Origin of the sequence: Nocardia sienata NBRC 100364, assembly GCF_001613205.1 — a bacterium.
Classification (GTDB): domain Bacteria; phylum Actinomycetota; class Actinomycetes; order Mycobacteriales; family Mycobacteriaceae; genus Nocardia; species Nocardia sienata.
The window spans coordinates 48,992-64,380 of sequence record NZ_BDBX01000009.1 but is presented as its reverse complement, the minus strand read 5'-3'; the positions used below and the strand labels follow the sequence as shown (position 1 = coordinate 64,380).

Annotated in this window: 14 protein-coding genes; 8 read left to right on the top strand and 6 right to left on the bottom strand. The window is 67.0% G+C overall.

The genetic code is table 11. The annotated features are described in order from the left end of the window. Window positions 1–22: 22 nt before the first annotated feature. Complete coding sequence (locus tag NS4_RS08830) at window positions 23–1,291, bottom strand: cytochrome P450 (protein ID WP_063059023.1); 1,269 nt, start codon at window positions 1,289–1,291, stop codon at window positions 23–25. 353 nt (window positions 1,292–1,644) lie between these two features. Between NS4_RS08830 and NS4_RS08825 the strand changes: the two genes are divergently transcribed. Next, window positions 1,645–2,229, top strand: coding sequence for a TetR/AcrR family transcriptional regulator (locus NS4_RS08825; protein WP_063059022.1), 585 nt, complete (start codon window positions 1,645–1,647; stop codon window positions 2,227–2,229). A 20-nt stretch (window positions 2,230–2,249) separates the two neighbouring features. On the opposite strand, the gene NS4_RS08820 is transcribed toward NS4_RS08825, so the two are convergent. Continuing rightward, window positions 2,250–2,966 carry an enoyl-CoA hydratase/isomerase family protein gene (locus NS4_RS08820; RefSeq protein ID WP_063059021.1) on the bottom strand — a complete coding sequence of 239 codons (717 nt, stop codon included), beginning with the start codon at window positions 2,964–2,966 and terminating at the stop codon, window positions 2,250–2,252. 165 nt (window positions 2,967–3,131) lie between these two features. Here NS4_RS08820 and NS4_RS08815 point away from each other — a divergent pair, with 165 nt between their 5' ends. The 4 genes from NS4_RS08815 to NS4_RS08800 all read left to right on the top strand — a co-directional run bounded on the left by NS4_RS08815 (window position 3,132) and on the right by NS4_RS08800 (window position 8,972). Then, complete coding sequence (locus tag NS4_RS08815; RefSeq protein WP_063059042.1) at window positions 3,132–4,694, top strand: AMP-binding protein; 1,563 nt, start codon at window positions 3,132–3,134, stop codon at window positions 4,692–4,694. 35 nt (window positions 4,695–4,729) lie between these two features. Next, a complete protein-coding gene (locus NS4_RS08810; protein WP_063059020.1) occupies window positions 4,730–5,926 on the top strand; it encodes an amidohydrolase family protein in 1,197 nt (398 codons plus the stop codon). 22 nt (window positions 5,927–5,948) lie between these two features. Then, window positions 5,949–7,376, top strand: a complete 1,428-nt coding sequence (locus NS4_RS08805) for a FadD3 family acyl-CoA ligase (protein ID WP_063059019.1) — start codon at window positions 5,949–5,951, stop codon at window positions 7,374–7,376. Between the two features lie 336 nt (window positions 7,377–7,712). Then, complete coding sequence (locus NS4_RS08800; protein ID WP_063059018.1) at window positions 7,713–8,972, top strand: amidohydrolase family protein; 1,260 nt, start codon at window positions 7,713–7,715, stop codon at window positions 8,970–8,972. A gap of 200 nt (window positions 8,973–9,172) precedes the next feature. Here NS4_RS08800 and NS4_RS08795 read toward each other — a convergent pair whose 3' ends face one another. Then, entirely contained in the window at window positions 9,173–10,330 is a 1,158-nt protein-coding gene (locus tag NS4_RS08795; protein ID WP_084487036.1) for an erythromycin esterase family protein, read from the bottom strand. An 80-nt stretch (window positions 10,331–10,410) separates the two neighbouring features. Between NS4_RS08795 and NS4_RS08790 the strand changes: the two genes are divergently transcribed. Beyond that, a complete protein-coding gene (locus NS4_RS08790; protein ID WP_063059017.1) occupies window positions 10,411–11,148 on the top strand; it encodes a TioE family transcriptional regulator in 738 nt (245 codons plus the stop codon). Window positions 11,149–11,367: 219 nt separating this feature from the next. Next, on the top strand, window positions 11,368–11,664 hold the full coding sequence (locus NS4_RS08785) for a hypothetical protein (protein ID WP_063059016.1): 297 nt from the start codon (window positions 11,368–11,370) through the stop codon (window positions 11,662–11,664). 38 nt (window positions 11,665–11,702) lie between these two features. Here NS4_RS08785 and NS4_RS08780 read toward each other — a convergent pair whose 3' ends face one another. Beyond that, a complete protein-coding gene (locus tag NS4_RS08780; RefSeq protein ID WP_063059015.1) occupies window positions 11,703–12,140 on the bottom strand; it encodes a TIGR03667 family PPOX class F420-dependent oxidoreductase in 438 nt (145 codons plus the stop codon). A gap of 210 nt (window positions 12,141–12,350) precedes the next feature. Between NS4_RS08780 and NS4_RS08775 the strand changes: the two genes are divergently transcribed. Continuing rightward, window positions 12,351–12,605: a hypothetical protein gene (locus NS4_RS08775; RefSeq protein WP_063059041.1), complete on the top strand. Its 255-nt coding sequence runs from the start codon at window positions 12,351–12,353 to the stop codon at window positions 12,603–12,605. Between the two features lie 57 nt (window positions 12,606–12,662). Here the strand turns inward: NS4_RS08775 and NS4_RS08770 are convergent, their stop codons facing one another. Together NS4_RS08770 and NS4_RS08765 are read right to left on the bottom strand one after the other, a co-directional pair. After that, window positions 12,663–13,871, bottom strand: coding sequence for a CaiB/BaiF CoA transferase family protein (locus NS4_RS08770; protein ID WP_084487035.1), 1,209 nt, complete (start codon window positions 13,869–13,871; stop codon window positions 12,663–12,665). After that, a complete protein-coding gene (locus NS4_RS08765) occupies window positions 13,868–15,334 on the bottom strand; it encodes an aldehyde dehydrogenase family protein (RefSeq protein ID WP_063059014.1) in 1,467 nt (488 codons plus the stop codon). Before NS4_RS08765 ends, NS4_RS08770 begins: the two co-directional genes overlap by 4 nt. Window positions 15,335–15,389: the final 55 nt, after the last annotated feature.

Sequence of the window (15,389 nt, the reverse complement as noted above, 5' to 3'; positions counted from 1 at the left end):
GATTGTGCTGCCGTAGTGGCTTTCAGGATTTCGGGGTGTAGGTGATGTGCAGGTCGGTCAGGCCGCGCAGAATGAATGTCGGCTCGAAGTCGAAGGTCGGATTCTCCAGCGAGCCGTGCTTTTCCGGGTCGATCCGGATATCGAGCATCCGGTCCAGGATCCGTTCCAGCGAGACCCGCCCCTCGACGCGGGCCAGCGGGCTGCCCGGGCAGGTGTGCACGCCCCGGCCGAATGCCATGTGTTCCCGGAAATTCGGGCGGTCGAGATCGAATTCGTGCGGGTTGGTGAACCGCCGCGGGTCGCGATTGGCCGCACCCGGGCAGACCATCACCAGCGAACCCGCCTCCAGCGGCACGTCGCCGATCTCCACCGGTTTCTTCGCCAGCCGGAAACCGCTCTTCACCGGCGCCTGCATGCGCAGCGTCTCCTCGATGAACACCGGGATACGGCTGCGGTCGGCGCGCAACGCGTCCTGCAGGTCGGGACGGGTGGCCATGAACTGCATGGCGCTGCCGAGCAGTTTCGCGGTGGTCTCCTGGCCGGCGCCGAAGAGGAATGTCGCGGTGCGCACCACCTCGATCACCTCGGGCGTCGACCCGTCGGGATATTTCGCCTGGGCCAGCGAGGTCAGCACATCGTCGCGCGGATTGGCGCGCCGGTCGGAGATCAGCTCGCCGAACAGGTTGTCCAGCCATTCCAGTGGATTGACCGGCACGATCTCCTTGTCGATCGAACCCACCGTCGGCCCACCGGCGAGGTTGATGCGCAGTTCCTCGTGATATTCCTCCGGCACCCCCAGCAGGTCGGCGATCACGAGCAGCGTGAAGACCTTGGCGTAGGCGGAAAGGAATTCACATCTGCCGTCGTCGATGAATTCGTCGAGTTGCCTGTCGGCGAGTTTCCACATGAACTCCTCGTTCTCCTTCAGCCGGGAGGGCACGAGCAGTTTGTTGAGCAGCGAGCGGGCGGCGGTGTGATCGGGCGGATCCATGGTGACCATGTGCTCGTGCATCGGGAGTTGTTCACGGTGCGCGGCGATCTGGCCGGTGATGTCGTCGCCCTCGGGGGTGAAGGGCAGCGGCGGGAAGGGACCGCCGACGGCGATGCACGAGGAGAAGGTGTCGGAATCGCGGAGGACGTCGACGGCTTCCTCGTAGCCGGTGACCGCCCAGACACCGTAGTTGGGTTCCCGGGTCACCGGGCATTTGGCGCGCAGATGGTCGTAGTACGGATGCGGGTCGGGTACCAGCGCGGGATCGGTGAAGTAGTCGACCGTATCGAAATCGGTCACGGGAACCTCCTGATATCAACAGAATCTTGTCGCCAACCGTGGATCACCGGTTGATACGGCTCGGTCGCTCCGCGGCCCTCGCGGGCTGTCGCCGCCGGAAGCCGTCCTCGGCGCGCGCTGCTGCTCCGGGTCGCCCACAGCCGCCTCCTCGCGCCGCCACACACTCCATCCGAGGCCGCGGTCGTGGCCCGGTACGGTCCGGGACTCCTGCTGAGCGATCGCTCAGATGTGATGCTGAGCACATGCTTAGCATGTGCCGGGGGAGCGCGTCAACAGTCGTCGGCCGCGGGATACGATCGCCGGTGATCTCGCGACCGGCGTGGTAATACGGAAAGCCCAGAGGAGGCCTGAACATGTCATCACCCCGCCGGCTCGGCGCACCCGAGGCCAAGAACCGCGGCGTCCTGATGGACGCGGCGGAACAGCTGATGCTGGAACAGGGCTGGGCCGCGGTGACCTCGCGACGACTCGCCGAACACGCCGGTCTCAAACCCCAATTGGTGCACTACTACTTCCGGTCGATGGACGACCTGTTCCTGGCGGTGTTCCGGCGCCGCGCCGAACAGGGCCTGGAAACGCTCGCGCAGGTACTGAAATCCGACCGGCCGCTGCACGCGCTGTGGGAGTTCAGTACCGATACCGCCGCCGCCCGGTTCACCATGGAGTTCGTCGGCCTGGCCAATCACAAACCGGCGATCCGCGCCGAAGTGGTGCGCTATTCCGAGCAGTTCCGCGCGGCGCAGACCGAGGCACTGGCCCGGCTGCTCAGCGGCTACGGCGTGGACACCGGCCGGTTTCCCGCCGATGTGCTCTCGGTGCTGATGACCAGCGCGGCGCGGATGGTCGTCCTGGAACAGGCTCTCGGGATGACAGCGGGACACGCCGAAACCTTCGCCTTCGCCGAACGCGAGATCGGTTTGCTCGAGGACGGGGCGTAGCCGACGGCTCATCGCAGGCCTCATCTCGCCCGGTTCATCACCCGGTCGGCCGCCGCCCAGTGCGCGTCGGCCACCCAGAGTTCGGCGAAGGCCGCCACCGCCTCCTGTGGGCTCGCACCGTCGACGACCCGTTTGATCGCGCCCGCGGATGGATTGGCCAGAGTCCGGGCCAGAGTGCGCCAGCCCGCGTCGAAGTCGGCACGCGGCAGCACCCGGTCGAGCAGGCCCAGGCGTTCGGCGTCGGGGGCGGCCAGAATCTCACCCGAACCCGCCAGTAGTAGCGCGCGGCTGCGGCCGATCAGCCGCGATAATCGTTCCGCGCCGCCCCAGGCCGGCATGATCGCCAGTGCCACCTGATTGAAACCGATCTTGATATCGGCCGCGGCGATCCGGATATCGGCCGCGACCGCGACTTCGGCGCCGCCGCCCAGCGCATGACCGTTCAGCGCCGCGATCACCGGCCCCGGGAAGCGCTCGAGCTTGTCGCAGACCTCCCGCATCCGGTTCGCCATGGCCGTCGCCTGCTCCACGGTGCGCAATGCCGCCAACTCTTTCAGATCCCCGCCGGAGACGAAGGCCCGGTCCCCGGCCCCGGTGATCACCAGAGCCCGGGCGCCGGTCGCGCCGTCGATCGCCTTGCCGAGTTCATCCATCGTGTCCAGGGCGATGGCGTTGCGCGCGTGCGGCCGGTTGATGGTGACGACGGCCAGACCATCCGCCAGTTCGAGCTCGATCACTACTTGTTCTCCTCGACGGAAATATGATTCTCTTACTTAGAGAACCATATACTTTCCGGTGGTTTCCGGCGGTCGGATCGGGAGTTCGCGATGCAGCATCCACGGCCCACGAGCGAGGGCCCTACGGGGCCACACTCCGCTACCGCCTCCGGGCCCGGATCGCCCATCCGCAGGGTCCCCTCCGCCCTGGCCCGTCGCTATCGCGAGGCCGGCTGGTGGACCGATGAGACCCTCGGCGAGATCCTGGCCCGCGGCCTGGCGGCGGCACCCGGCGCGACCTTCCGGGTGCACTCCCGCATCCGGCCCTGGACGGGAACCTTCGCCGAGGTCGAGCGGATCGCACGCCGCCTCGCCGCCGGACTGCGCCGACGTGGCGTAGGCCCCGGGGATATCGTCGCGTTCCAGTTGCCGAACTGGATGGAGGCGGCCGCCACCTACTGGGCCTCGGCCCTGCTCGGCACCACCGTGGTGCCGATCGCGCACTTCTACGGACGCCGGGAACTCGGCTACATCTTGGGTGCGGTCTCCCCGAAGGCGTTCATCACCTGCGAACGATTCGGTCACCACGAATTCGACCCCGACCTGTGCGCCACCGTGCCGGTAGTGGGCGTGGTGGACCGGGATTTCGACGAATTGCTCGAACCGGAACCGATGGACGGCGTCCTGCGCGCCGACCCGGGCGGCCCCGCGTGCATCGCCTTCACCTCGGGTACCACCCGGGCGCCGAAGGGCGTCGTACACAGCCACAACACCCTGGGCTACGAGGTGCGGCAACTGGCCGGGATGTACCCGGCCGATCGCGGCGACCAGCTCACCTCGGCACCGGTCGGGCATTTCATCGGCATGCTCAATGCCCTGCTCATCCCGGTTCTCGACGGCGCACCCATCCACCTGCTCGACCTCTGGGACCCGGGCCGGGTGCTCGAACTGATGGCGAGCGAGAACATCTGCGTCGGCGGCGGTGTGAGCTATTTCGTCACGAGTCTGCTCGACCATCCCGGCTACCGGCCCGCCCATCTAGCGCAGTTGCGCTATGCCGGCCTCGGCGGCGCGGCCGTGCCGGCGACGGTGAGCACCCGGCTCGAACAACTCGGTATCACCGTGTTCCGCTCCTACGGCAGTACCGAGCACCCGTCGATCACCGGTTCACTGGCCACCGCACCGGCGGACAAACGCCTGTTCACCGATGGCAACGCGCTCCCGGGCGTTGAATTCCGGCTCGGCGACGACGGCGAGATCATCAGCCGCGGCCCCGATCTGTGCCTGGGCTACACCGATCCCGAACTCACCGCCCGCGCCTTCGACGCCGACGGCTGGTACCACACCGGCGATATCGGCACCGTGGACGCCGACGGCTACCTCACCATCACCGATCGCCTGTCCGACATCATCATCCGCGGCGGCGAGAACGTGAGCGCGCTCGAGGTCGAGGAAGTGCTGCTCACCCTGCCGGGCGTGGCCGAGGGTGTCGCGGTCGCGGTGCCGGACCCACGCCTGGGCGAACGCACCGCCGCGGTGGTGCGCTGCCTGCCCGGTCACCCGACACCCGATATCGAGGCGCTGCGCGCGCATTTCGCCCGCGCCGGACTGGCCAAGCAGAAGTGGCCCGAGGAACTGCATATCGTCGCGGACTTCCCGCGGACCCCCAGCGGAAAGATCCAGAAGTTCGTCATCCGGCGGGAGCTGACCGCAGCGCGCGACGAGGCCGTTGCGACCGAACCATTATGAGAATACGATTCTCGTAAATAGCCAAGGAGGATTCCATGAGCAAAGTCGAGCTGCCGTACCAGCTCTTCGACGCGGACAACCATCTCTACGAGACCAAGGAAGCGCTCACCCGGCATCTCCCCAAGGAGTACGAGGGCGCCATCCAGTACGTCGAGATCAACGGCCGCACCAAGATCGCGGTACTCGGCCAGATCAGCGAGTACATCCCCAACCCCACCTTCGAGGTCGTGGCACGCCCCGGCGCCATGGAGGAGTACTTCAAGCACGGCAATCCCGAGGGCAAGAGCCGGCGTGAGATCTTCGGCAAGTCGATGAAGGCGATCGAGGCCTTCCGCAATCCGGAAGCCCGGCTGCAGGTCATGGACGATCTCCAGTTGCAGCGTGCCCTCATGTTCCCGACGCTGGCCAGCCTGGTCGAGGAACGCATGCGCCACCACCCCGAACTCATCCACGCGGTGATCGAATCGCTGAACCGCTGGATGCTCGACGACTGGGGCCAGGACGGCAGCTTCGTACACTCCGGCCGGATCTTCACCGTCCCGGTGATCACCCTGCCGATCGTCGAACGCGCCATCGACGAACTGAACTGGGCCGTCGTCGAACACGGCGCCAAGGCCATCCTGGTGCGCCCCGCCCCTGTTCCCGGGTTCAAGGGCATGCGCTCGTTCGCGCTGCCGGAATTCGATCCGTTCTGGAAGCGGGTCGTCGAACTCGATGTGCTGGTCACCATGCACTCCTCCGACAGCGGCTACTCCCGCTACGACGCCGAATGGGACGGCAACAGCCTGGAGATGCTGCCGTTCCAGACCAACACCTTCGCGATGACCAACCAGTGGCGGCCGGTCACCGACGCGGTCGCGTCCTGGGTGTGCCACGGTGCGCTGAACCGCTTCCCCGACCTGAAGATCGCGGTGATCGAGAACGGTTCGGCCTGGCTCGAACCGCTGCTGCAGCAGCTGTCCGACGTCTACAAGAAGGCACCGGAGGGTTTCGGTTTCCGCGATCCGATCGAGGCCATCAAACAGAGTCTCTACGTGAGCCCGTTCTGGGAAGAGGACCTGGAGCGACTGTCGCAGGTCATGGGCGCCGATCATGTGCTGTTCGGATCGGACTGGCCGCATCCGGAGGGCCTGGCCGAGCCGGCGCGCTACATCCACGAGATCAAGGACATGCCGCTGGAGAACCAGGCCAAGATCATGGGCGGCAACCTGGCACGACTGCTCGAGGTTTGAGCAGGGCGGTAACGGACTCAGTATGACCTGGGAAACCATCCCTCAGTTGGCCCTGTCGACGGCGGACCGTTTCGGCGATGCCGAAGCGATCGTCGACGGGGAGCTGCGGTGGAGTTACCGCGAATTGGTGGACCGGATCCGCCGGGCCGCGGGCTCGTTCGCCGAATCCGGGATCGGCAAGGGCGACCGGGTGGCCGTCTGGGCGCCCAATTCGGCGGAATGGATCGTCGCCGCCCTCGGCCTGATGACCGCGGGCGGCGTACTGGTACCGGTCAACACCCGTTTCAAGGCCGCGGAAGCCGCCGATGTGATCCGCCGCAGCGGCGCCCGGGCACTGCTGGTGCAGAAGGGTTTCCTCGGCGCGGACTATCCGGCGCCGCCCGGCGTGCCGGTCTACGACCTGAAGTCCGATTTCCTCACCAGTGGAGCACCTTTCGAACGAGAGGTCGCGGGGACCGATATCGCCGACATCATCTACACCTCGGGGACCACCGGGCGCCCCAAGGGCGTGATGATGAACCACCTGCAAACCCTGCGGTTGTACTCGGAGTGGTGCGATCTGGCCGACTTACGCCGCGGCGACCGCTATCTGATGGTCAACCCGTTCTTCCACACCTTCGGGTTGAAGGCGGGCATCGTGTCCTCGCTGGTCCGGGGCGCGACCATGCTACCGGTGCCGGTGTTCGACGTGGAGCGGGTGATCGAAATCGTGGAGGCCGAGCGGATCACCATGCTGCCGGGACCGCCGACGCTGTACCACTCCCTGCTGGAATACCGGGGCGCGCGCGATATCTCCTCGTTGCGCGCGGCGGTGACCGGAGCGGCCGATATCCCGGTCGACCTCATCCGCCGCATTCGGGAGGAACTGCCGTTCCGGTCGATCATGACCGGTTACGGCCTCACCGAAGCCGGTACGGCCACCGCATCCCGGCCCGGGGACACCTTCGAGCAGATCGCGACCACCGCGGGTAGCGCCTGCGACGGAATCGAATTGCGCATCGCCGGCGACGGCGAAGTGCTCATCCGTGGTTACAGCGTGATGCAGGGTTACCTCGACGATCCGGAGGCCACCGCCGCGGCCGTCGATGCCGAGGGCTGGCTGCACACCGGCGACCTGGGGAGTCTGGACGACGGCGGGCGGCTGAAGGTGATCGGCCGGAAGAAGGATATGTACATCGTCGGCGGGTTCAACGCCTATCCCGCCGAGATCGAAGGGTTCCTGCTGGAACATCCGGCGGTCGCACAGGCCGCGGTGATCGGTGTGCCCGACGAGCGAATGGGCCAGGTCGGGAAGGCGTTCGTGGTGGCACGCGGACCGCTCGGTGAGGCGGAGCTCATAGCTTGGGCCAAGGAACGCATGGCGGGGTTCAAGGTACCGCGGTCGGTGGTCTTCCTCGACGAGCTACCGCTCAACGCCACCGGAAAGGTCGTAAAAGATCGGCTGCGCTGAGAACAGCGCCGCAACGAATCGAACGGGCACCCTGCCGAGGAATCGGCCGCGGTGAGGTTCCACGCCACCCCGCCCGGTAGTGGATCGGGCCCGGTGCCCGAGGCGGTACATCCTCCGGCGAACGTGCCGGGCTCCCTTGCGGAGTCCGGCACGTCGGCATGCCCGACGGTGGCGGCCGCACCGTGATTGCGGGATCCGCCCGCGAACGATCTCGACCGGAACAACGCCCACGGTGTATCGTCGAACACAACCGAGAGTGGGATTCTCATTTGAAGAGACTTTCGATCTCCTAGTCCGGGCCGCGCCCGGCGTCGACCATGAACAGCGAGGAGTCCGGTGAATATCGACGACATGATTCTGGTGAGCATCGACGACCATGTGGTCGAGCCGCGCAATATGTTCGACAACCACGTGCCGAAGAAGTACGCCGAGTACGTGCCCAAGGTCGTCGTCGACGACACCGGTATCGATCGCTGGATCTACCGGGACCGGCCCACCGGTGTCACCGGGCTCAACGCGGTCGTGTCCTGGCCGGCCGAGGAATGGGGTTACGATCCCGCCGGATACGCCGAGATGCGACCCGCCGTCTACGACATCCACGACAGGGTGCGCGATATGGACGCCAACGGCGTCCTCGGCTCCATGTGCTTCCCCACCTTCACCGGTTTCAGCGCCGGACATCTGAGCCGCGGCGGGATGGACGAGATCACCGTCGCGATGATCTCCGCCTACAACGACTGGCATATCGAGGAGTGGGCGGGTGCCTATCCGGGCCGTTTCATCCCGATCGCCATCCTGCCGCTGTGGGAGCCGCAGCTGGCCGTAGACGAGATCAACCGCGTCGCCGCCAAGGGCTGTCATTCGGTGACCATGCCGGAGTTGCCGCATATCGACGGCCTGCCCAGCTACCACGACATCGACTACTGGGCTCCGGTGTTCCAGGCGCTCAGCGATAACGACACCGTGATGAACCTGCACATCGGCCAGGGCTTCGGCGTCCTCAAGCTGGCGCCGGACGCGCCGATCGACAATCTCATGGTCCTCGCGCCCAGCATCTCCCTGATCGGTACCCAGGATCTGCTGTGGGGACCGGCCTTCCGCAGCTTCCCGAAACTCAAGGTCGCCCTGTCCGAGGGCGGCGTGGGCTGGATTCCGTTCTTCCTGGACCGTTCCGACCGGCACTACACCAACCAGCGCTGGCTGCGCCGCGATTTCGGCGGCAAGATGCCCAGCGAGGTGTTCCGGGAGCACGTCCTCGCCTGCTACGTCACGGACCCGACCTCGCTGAAACTGCGGCACGAGATCGGCATCGACAACATCGCCTGGGAATGCGACTACCCGCATTCGGATTCACTGTGGCCGGGCGCCCCGGAATTCGTGCTCAACGAGCTCGAGGGGGCGGGTGCCGACGATTCCGATATCGACAAGATCACCTGGCAGAACGCCTGCCGCTTCCTGAACTGGGACCCGTTCGCCCATACTCCCCGGGAGCAGGCGACGGTCGGCGCGCTGCGCGCCAAGGCCACCGACGTGGACCTGTCGACCACGACCCGTGCCGAGTACGCGGAGCGTTTCGCCGCCAAGCACGCGAGCTGAGCCCCGGCCGGGGCCGGGCGATCCCGCATGAGCCCGCCACGATCGCCGGTACACCGCCTCCCGGACTCCGCGGGAGTCCGGGAGGCGTTCATCCCACACCTTTCCGGACCGCCGCCACGCTGAGCCGTGGCAACGGCCCGGTCCGGTCACGCCCCCCGGCCGACCATCACGCCGGGTTCGCGGGCACCCATGGTCGCGGATCACTCTCCCCGGCGCCGCGGTAGCCGGCGCCGTCGTGGATGTGCAGGATCGCGTCGGCGGCGTCGATCGAGGCGCGGTCGAGCGGGAAGTAGCCGTGCGCCGGGGTGTGGTCGTCGCGGGTGCGGGCGGGGGGGGATTTCGGGGGGTGCGATCAGGCCCCGGTCCGTGATGCGGGTCTGCAGGAACCCCTCGTAGGTGTCGGGTTCGGGTTCGAGCAGGTCGAAGGTCTCGTCGCGACCCAGGCTACCGATGATCAGGGCGTAGTCCGCGCCCACCAGGGAGTGCAGGATGGCGCCGGCGCTGTGCCAGTCGAGTTCCATGGGTCCCATGGTCATATGGCTCGGATTTCGTTGCAGGTGCGCGTTGTGGGCGAACACCAGGGTCGGGCCCCGGTCGGCCTCGAAGCGGCGGATATCGAGGAGGTTCTGTGCCATCAGCGCGTCCCGGGCGGCACACATGCGGGTCCAGCGGACAGTCTGTTCGACGCGGCGGGCCGCCAGTTTGTGGTACCGCAGCAGACCGAGTCCGGCGGTGAGATACGTTTGGGCCCGCAACCATTCGGCCCGTGACGTCTTCTCCATCAGCTCCGGCGCCCGGAGATAGAGCTCGGTGAGCATATCGTCGGCGTGCACACGGAGTGCGTCGGCCGCTTCGGTCGCGCCGATCGATTCGGCCGGATCCATGACCGCTTCCGTACGGTGCCACCGTTCGTCCGCACCGAGCAGGCCGGCCAGGTCGAGGTCGAGGCCCAGGTAGTCGCGAGCGTACTCGAGGTAGCGGCGCGGGCTGAACGCGCTCATCGTCTCCGCCGAGATATCGAAGCCGTGAAACGCCAGTTGCTCGGCGGCGGGTCGCCCCTGGTTGTATTCCCGCATCCAGGCGACCAGTTGCCGATTGGCGGCGAGACTGCCGAACCCGTGCGAGAAACCCTCGTCCATGACCGTATCGAGGGTGCCCACGCCGTGCTGGACGTAGTCGTTCACGGCGAGAGCGGCCACCCGGTCGGTCTCGAGAGCGATCGAGCGGTACCCGCGGTCTGCCAGTTCGGCGAACAGCTCGTTGCGGGTCCAGGCGAAAGCGGGTTCGAGATGGGTGGGTTCGCCGAATGCCAGCAGTTCAGGGGAGGTGGTGAGCAAGGTATCGATGTCGAAGTTCATTTCTTCGATCGTATCTTTGAAGTCTCGGTTGATACTTACTATGTATCCATGCGGTATTCAGGCGATAAAGTTTCAAACCGGTGATCAACCTGCGACCAGCCGACCTCGCGCGCGAGCACGGACTCTCGACCCAGGCGGTCCGCAATTACGAACGAGAGGGGTACCTCCCGGCCGCCGAACGCACGGCCAGTGGCTACCGGGTCTACACCGAGGTCCACGCGGCCGCTCTGCGCGCCTTTCTCGCCCTGGTCGCGGCGTACGGGCACGCGCTCGCCGGCCGGATCATGACCGAACTCCACGCCGGCGACCTGGACAACGCCCTGAAGCTCATCGACCGCGGCCACCAGCAGCTGCTCCGGGACCGCGAAACCTTGGATACCGTCCGGCGGGCCATCGCCCACCTGCCCACCGGGCAAGACACCGACCGTTCGCGCGCGCCCGCCGACCGCACCGTGGGCGAGCTGGCCCATCACCTCCGCATCACCCCGGCCACCCTGCGCGCCTGGGAGGCCGCGGGCATTCTCACCCCCGAGCGCGACCCGGGCACCGGCTACCGGATCTACCGCGCGCCGGATATCCGCGACGCCGAACTGGCCCACCTGCTCCGGCGTGGAGGCTACGGGCTGGACCGTATCGCCATCGTGGTCGAACAGGTCCGGACGGCCGGCGGCACCGACGCCCTGACCACCGCGCTCGCCGCCTGGCAGCGCCGGCTCACCGACCAGGGACTGGCCATGCTCCGGGCAGCGGGCCGGCTGGGCGACTATCTGGGCCACCTTCCGTGGCAGAGCTCGAGTTCGCCGAGGGACCCGGGGTGATCAGGGCGTGTGTAGCGCCCGATCGGGTACCTGGTTCCGGCGCGCTCAGCACTCGCCCCGGCAGCGAGGGGCGACGACAACCGATCATCCGCCGCCACCGCGACACTCCGAAAAGGATCCGTTGACCGGCGAAGTCGATATCACGCCTGCGTCCCACCCATCGAAGGTGAATACTGCGAACACGTACAGCCGTTACCCGAGCCGAGAGGAGCAGCGCGCATGCGATACATCGCGAGTACCCTGAGCGTCGTCGCCACCGGTGCGGCGCTCACGCTGACCGTCCCGCTCACCGCACACGCGGTCCCCGGCGACTTCGTCTACGTGTCACAGCAGGGCGGCCCCGCCGTATTGAGCGACCCGGTGCCCGATCGATGCCACAACACCCCGGGCGCCGCCGGGATGCTCGCCAACGACACCGACCTCCGGGTAGCCGCGTTCCCCGGGCCGAATTGTGAGGGCAACCCCTCGGTCCCCGAGCAGCAGTCGGCGTTCGAGAGCGTGATCTTCAGCGAATAGGCGCGCGCGGCACCCGATGAGTGGAGTTCTGACCGGGGTCAGAAGCCCCGCAAGCGGTCGGGCACTACACGGAGGGGCACCGAGTACTCGGCCCGGAACTGATCACCGGTCATGGACAGCCCGGCCAGGCCCGCCTCGTACTTGCCGAGGTAGGCTGCGATCTCATCCGCGTCGACGGTGACCTCGAGCTGGGCCGCACCGCCGAACACCACCACTTCTCCCCCGCTGTCGGTGCTGTTGAAGTGCAGCGCCACCCGCGGGTTGCGGGCGATATTGCGCAGCTTCGGGCGGTCGGGACGGCTGAACATCAGAAAGCTGCGCCCATCCCAGCGGAACCACACCGGGCTCGGCTGCGGGGTGCCGGTGGGGCCCACGGTGGTCAGCCAGACGATCTGCTCGCGGTCCAGCCGCTCGCCGACACGAGCACCGAAATCAGTTGCGGGGTCGATCAATTCATGCGCACGCGGTGTCGTCATGAGCGGCCTCCGGGAGATGGGCGGACGGGATGCGCCCGGGACAACACCCGGGCCCCGGAGACGATTCCCGGGCGAGAGCGCAGTTGCCCTGCATTCCGGTAAGTATCCGATAACTATTTTAAGAGGTCACTTTTCCATCAAAATCGAGCTCGTCCGGTCAGGGCCGTGCGAAACTTCAGCGATTCGTCCTTCCCGCTGAAAGAAGACTTGATGAAGACCCTGTCCATCCTGGGCGCCGCCGCCCTCGCCGCCGCCTCCTTCGGCCTGATGGAAGCCGCCCCGGCCGGCGCCGCACCGGCCGGATGCCACGCCTCCTACGATCCCTGCGTGCCCATCACCAGTGATGTCGACTGCGAGGGCGGCAGTGGTAACGGGCCCGCCTACACCGGGCGGGTACGGGTGATCGGACCCGACGAGTACGACCTTGACCGCGACGGCAACGGAATCGGCTGCGAGAGCAGCTGAACGGACACACAGTGGCGCCGGAACCCCGAGGGTTCCGGCGCCACTGTGCGCTATCGGTCAGGCCACCGCACCGCTGGTCTTCAATTCGATGATCCGATCCCAGTCCCAGCCGAGTTCGAGCAGTACCTCCTCGGTCTGTGCCGCGAACTCCGGTCCGGGCCGCAACTCGGGAGCCGTGACATCGAATTGCACCGGACTGGAGACCAGTTCCAGCTCTCCGGCCGGGAGAATGTATTCGTTGGACCTGATCTGATCGTCCTGTCCCACCTGATACGAGTCCTGGACCGGGGCCCAGGGGCCCTTGAGTGTCGCAAACTTCTTGGTCCACTCGGCCAACGTCCGTTGCGCGATGGCCTCGCGCAGGATCTCGACCCCGGCCGCGGTATTGGCGGCGATCTGCGCCGCGTCGGCGAAGCGGGGATCCTCGGCCAGCTCGGGGCGATCGATATGGTGACAGACGTCGGCCCAGAACTTCCTGGGCTGCAGCATGACGAACGAGAGATAGCGGTTGTCGGCCGTGCGGTAGAGACCCGACAGCGGGTTCGCCATCGCGCCGTGGGTCCCCGGCGGGGGTGCCAGCATGGGTTCACCCTGATACGCCGACAGCGCGACCGTATGCCCCAGCGACCAGAGCCCGCTGCCCAGCAGCGAAACATCCACGACGGACGGTTCCCCGGTGCGCTCCCGCTTCAGCAACGCCGCGGCAATCCCGCCGGCCAGGTTCGTCCCGGAGATGGTGTCGCCGAACGCCGGACCGGGCGGCTGGATCATCCCGTCCGTGCCCTCCGGGGTGATGGTGGCGGCCACACCGCCGCGACACCAGAAGGCGGTCATGTCATAGCCGCCACGATCGGACTCCTGGCCACGCGGCCCCAGCGCGCTGCCCCGGGCGTAGACGACCTTCGGGTTCACCGCACGGATATCGTCGACGTCGATGCCGAACTTCGCGCGTGCCGAGGGCAGGAAACTGGTGAGGAAAACATCCGCGCGCCGCGCCAGTTCGTGGATGACCTCGCGGCCCGCCGGGTTCGACATATCCACGCCGATACTGCGTTTCCCGCGGTTGGCGTGCTCGATGTTCGGGTTCGGATCGCCCTCCACCTTGAACTTGCCGATTTGGCGCAGCCCCCGCTGCGGATCGCCGGTGACCGCGTGCTCGACCTTGACGACGTTCGCGCCCCAGTCGGCGAGCACCGCGCCCGCCGAGGGAACGAACCCGTACATGGCGACCTCGAGCACCCTGATCCCCGCCAGCGGCCCGTTCACGAGACCACCTCGGCGAGGGTCTTGCTCTCCATGAACTCCTCCATGCCCACGACCCCCATCTCACGCCCGACCCCGGACTGTTTGTAGCCGCCGAAGGGCGCGTCGGGGTGGAAGTAGTTGCCGCCGTTGATGCTGAAGGTGCCGGTACGGATCCGGCGGGCCACGGCCCGCGCCCGTTCCGCGTCGGCGCCGAAGACGCCGCCGGACAGCCCATAGATGGAGTTGTTGGCGATCCGCACGGCGTCATCGATATCGTCGTAGGGGATCAGCGCCAGCACCGGGCCGAATACCTCCTCCTGCGCGATCTCGCTGTCGGGGTCCACATCGGCCAGCAGGGTCGGTTTGTAGAAATACCCCGGATCGACCTTCTCGCCGCCGGCCACCAGGGTGGCGCCCGCGGCGACCGCACGTTCCACCAGGCCGTGCACCTTGTCGCGCTGACGTTCACTGATCAGCGGGCCCATGTAGTTCTTCGGGTCGGCCGGGTCGCCGTAGGTGATATTGGCGAGATTGGCGGCGACCAGTTCAGCGACCTTGTCGTGATCGGCGCGGGGTACCAGCAGCCGGGTGGTGATCGCGCACCCCTGGCCGGCATGCGAGCAGATGCTGAAGGCGGCGAACATGGCGCCCAGGTTGTAGTCGGCGTCGTCGAGCAGAATGGCCGCCGATTTTCCGCCGAGCTCGAGGAAGACCTTCTTGAGGGTGGCGCTGGCGGCGGCCATGATCTTGCGGCCGACCGGGGTGGAGCCGGTGAACGAGACGACATCGACGTCGGGGTGCGTGGTCATCCGTTCCCCGACGGCCACATCGGAACTCGCGAGGATGTTCACCACCCCGGGGGGGATATCGGTGCGGTTCGCGATGAGCTCACCCAGCGCCAGCGTGACGAGCGGGGTGTCGGGGGCGCCCTTGAGCACCACCGTGCAGCCCGCGGCCAACGCCGGCGCGAGTTTGGCGAACGCCAGCTGGTAGGGATAGTTGTAGGCGGCGATGGCGGCGACTACGCCCGCGCCCTCCTTCTCCACCCAGCGCTGGTGCTGCGCACCACGGATCTCGACCGCACCGAGATCCTCGGTCCAGGTGTAGTCCTTCAGTACGCCCGCGTAGTACTTCACGATCTCGAACGGGGTCTCGAGCTGATTGCCCTTGGTGAGGATGTAGCTCGCGCCGACCTCGGCGATCATCAGGGCGCGCAGGTCCTCCACATTGTCCTGCAGCGCCTGGTAGAGCTGCTCCAGGCAGCGCGCGCGGAATTCGTGGTTCGTCGACCAGTCGGTGGTGTCGAACGCACGGCGGGCGGCGGCCACCGCGGCGTCGACCTCGGCGACACCGGCCTCGGGCGCATGGCCGACCACTTCCCCGTTCGCGGGGTTGAGTGAGGCCAGGGTCGCCCCGGTCTCGACCAGCTGCCCGTCGATGAGCAACCGTTGGGTGGCAGTCGCCGCCTCTTCCTGCGTTGACATCCCGCCTCCTCGAAAGTTATGAAAATTGCATTCTCGTTTGAGGAGAATAGTACAT

Coding starts and splice junctions, on each gene's coding strand:
- NS4_RS08795 (WP_084487036.1), bottom strand. CDS start 10,330: ATGAACTTCGACATCGATACCTTGCTCACCACCTCCCCTGAACTGCTG.
- NS4_RS08785 (WP_063059016.1), top strand. CDS start 11,368: ATGCGATACATCGCGAGTACCCTGAGCGTCGTCGCCACCGGTGCGGCG.
- NS4_RS08810 (WP_063059020.1), top strand. CDS start 4,730: ATGAGCAAAGTCGAGCTGCCGTACCAGCTCTTCGACGCGGACAACCAT.
- NS4_RS08805 (WP_063059019.1), top strand. CDS start 5,949: ATGACCTGGGAAACCATCCCTCAGTTGGCCCTGTCGACGGCGGACCGT.
- NS4_RS08825 (WP_063059022.1), top strand. CDS start 1,645: ATGTCATCACCCCGCCGGCTCGGCGCACCCGAGGCCAAGAACCGCGGC.
- NS4_RS08780 (WP_063059015.1), bottom strand. CDS start 12,140: ATGACGACACCGCGTGCGCATGAATTGATCGACCCCGCAACTGATTTC.
- NS4_RS08765 (WP_063059014.1), bottom strand. CDS start 15,334: ATGTCAACGCAGGAAGAGGCGGCGACTGCCACCCAACGGTTGCTCATC.
- NS4_RS08775 (WP_063059041.1), top strand. CDS start 12,351: ATGAAGACCCTGTCCATCCTGGGCGCCGCCGCCCTCGCCGCCGCCTCC.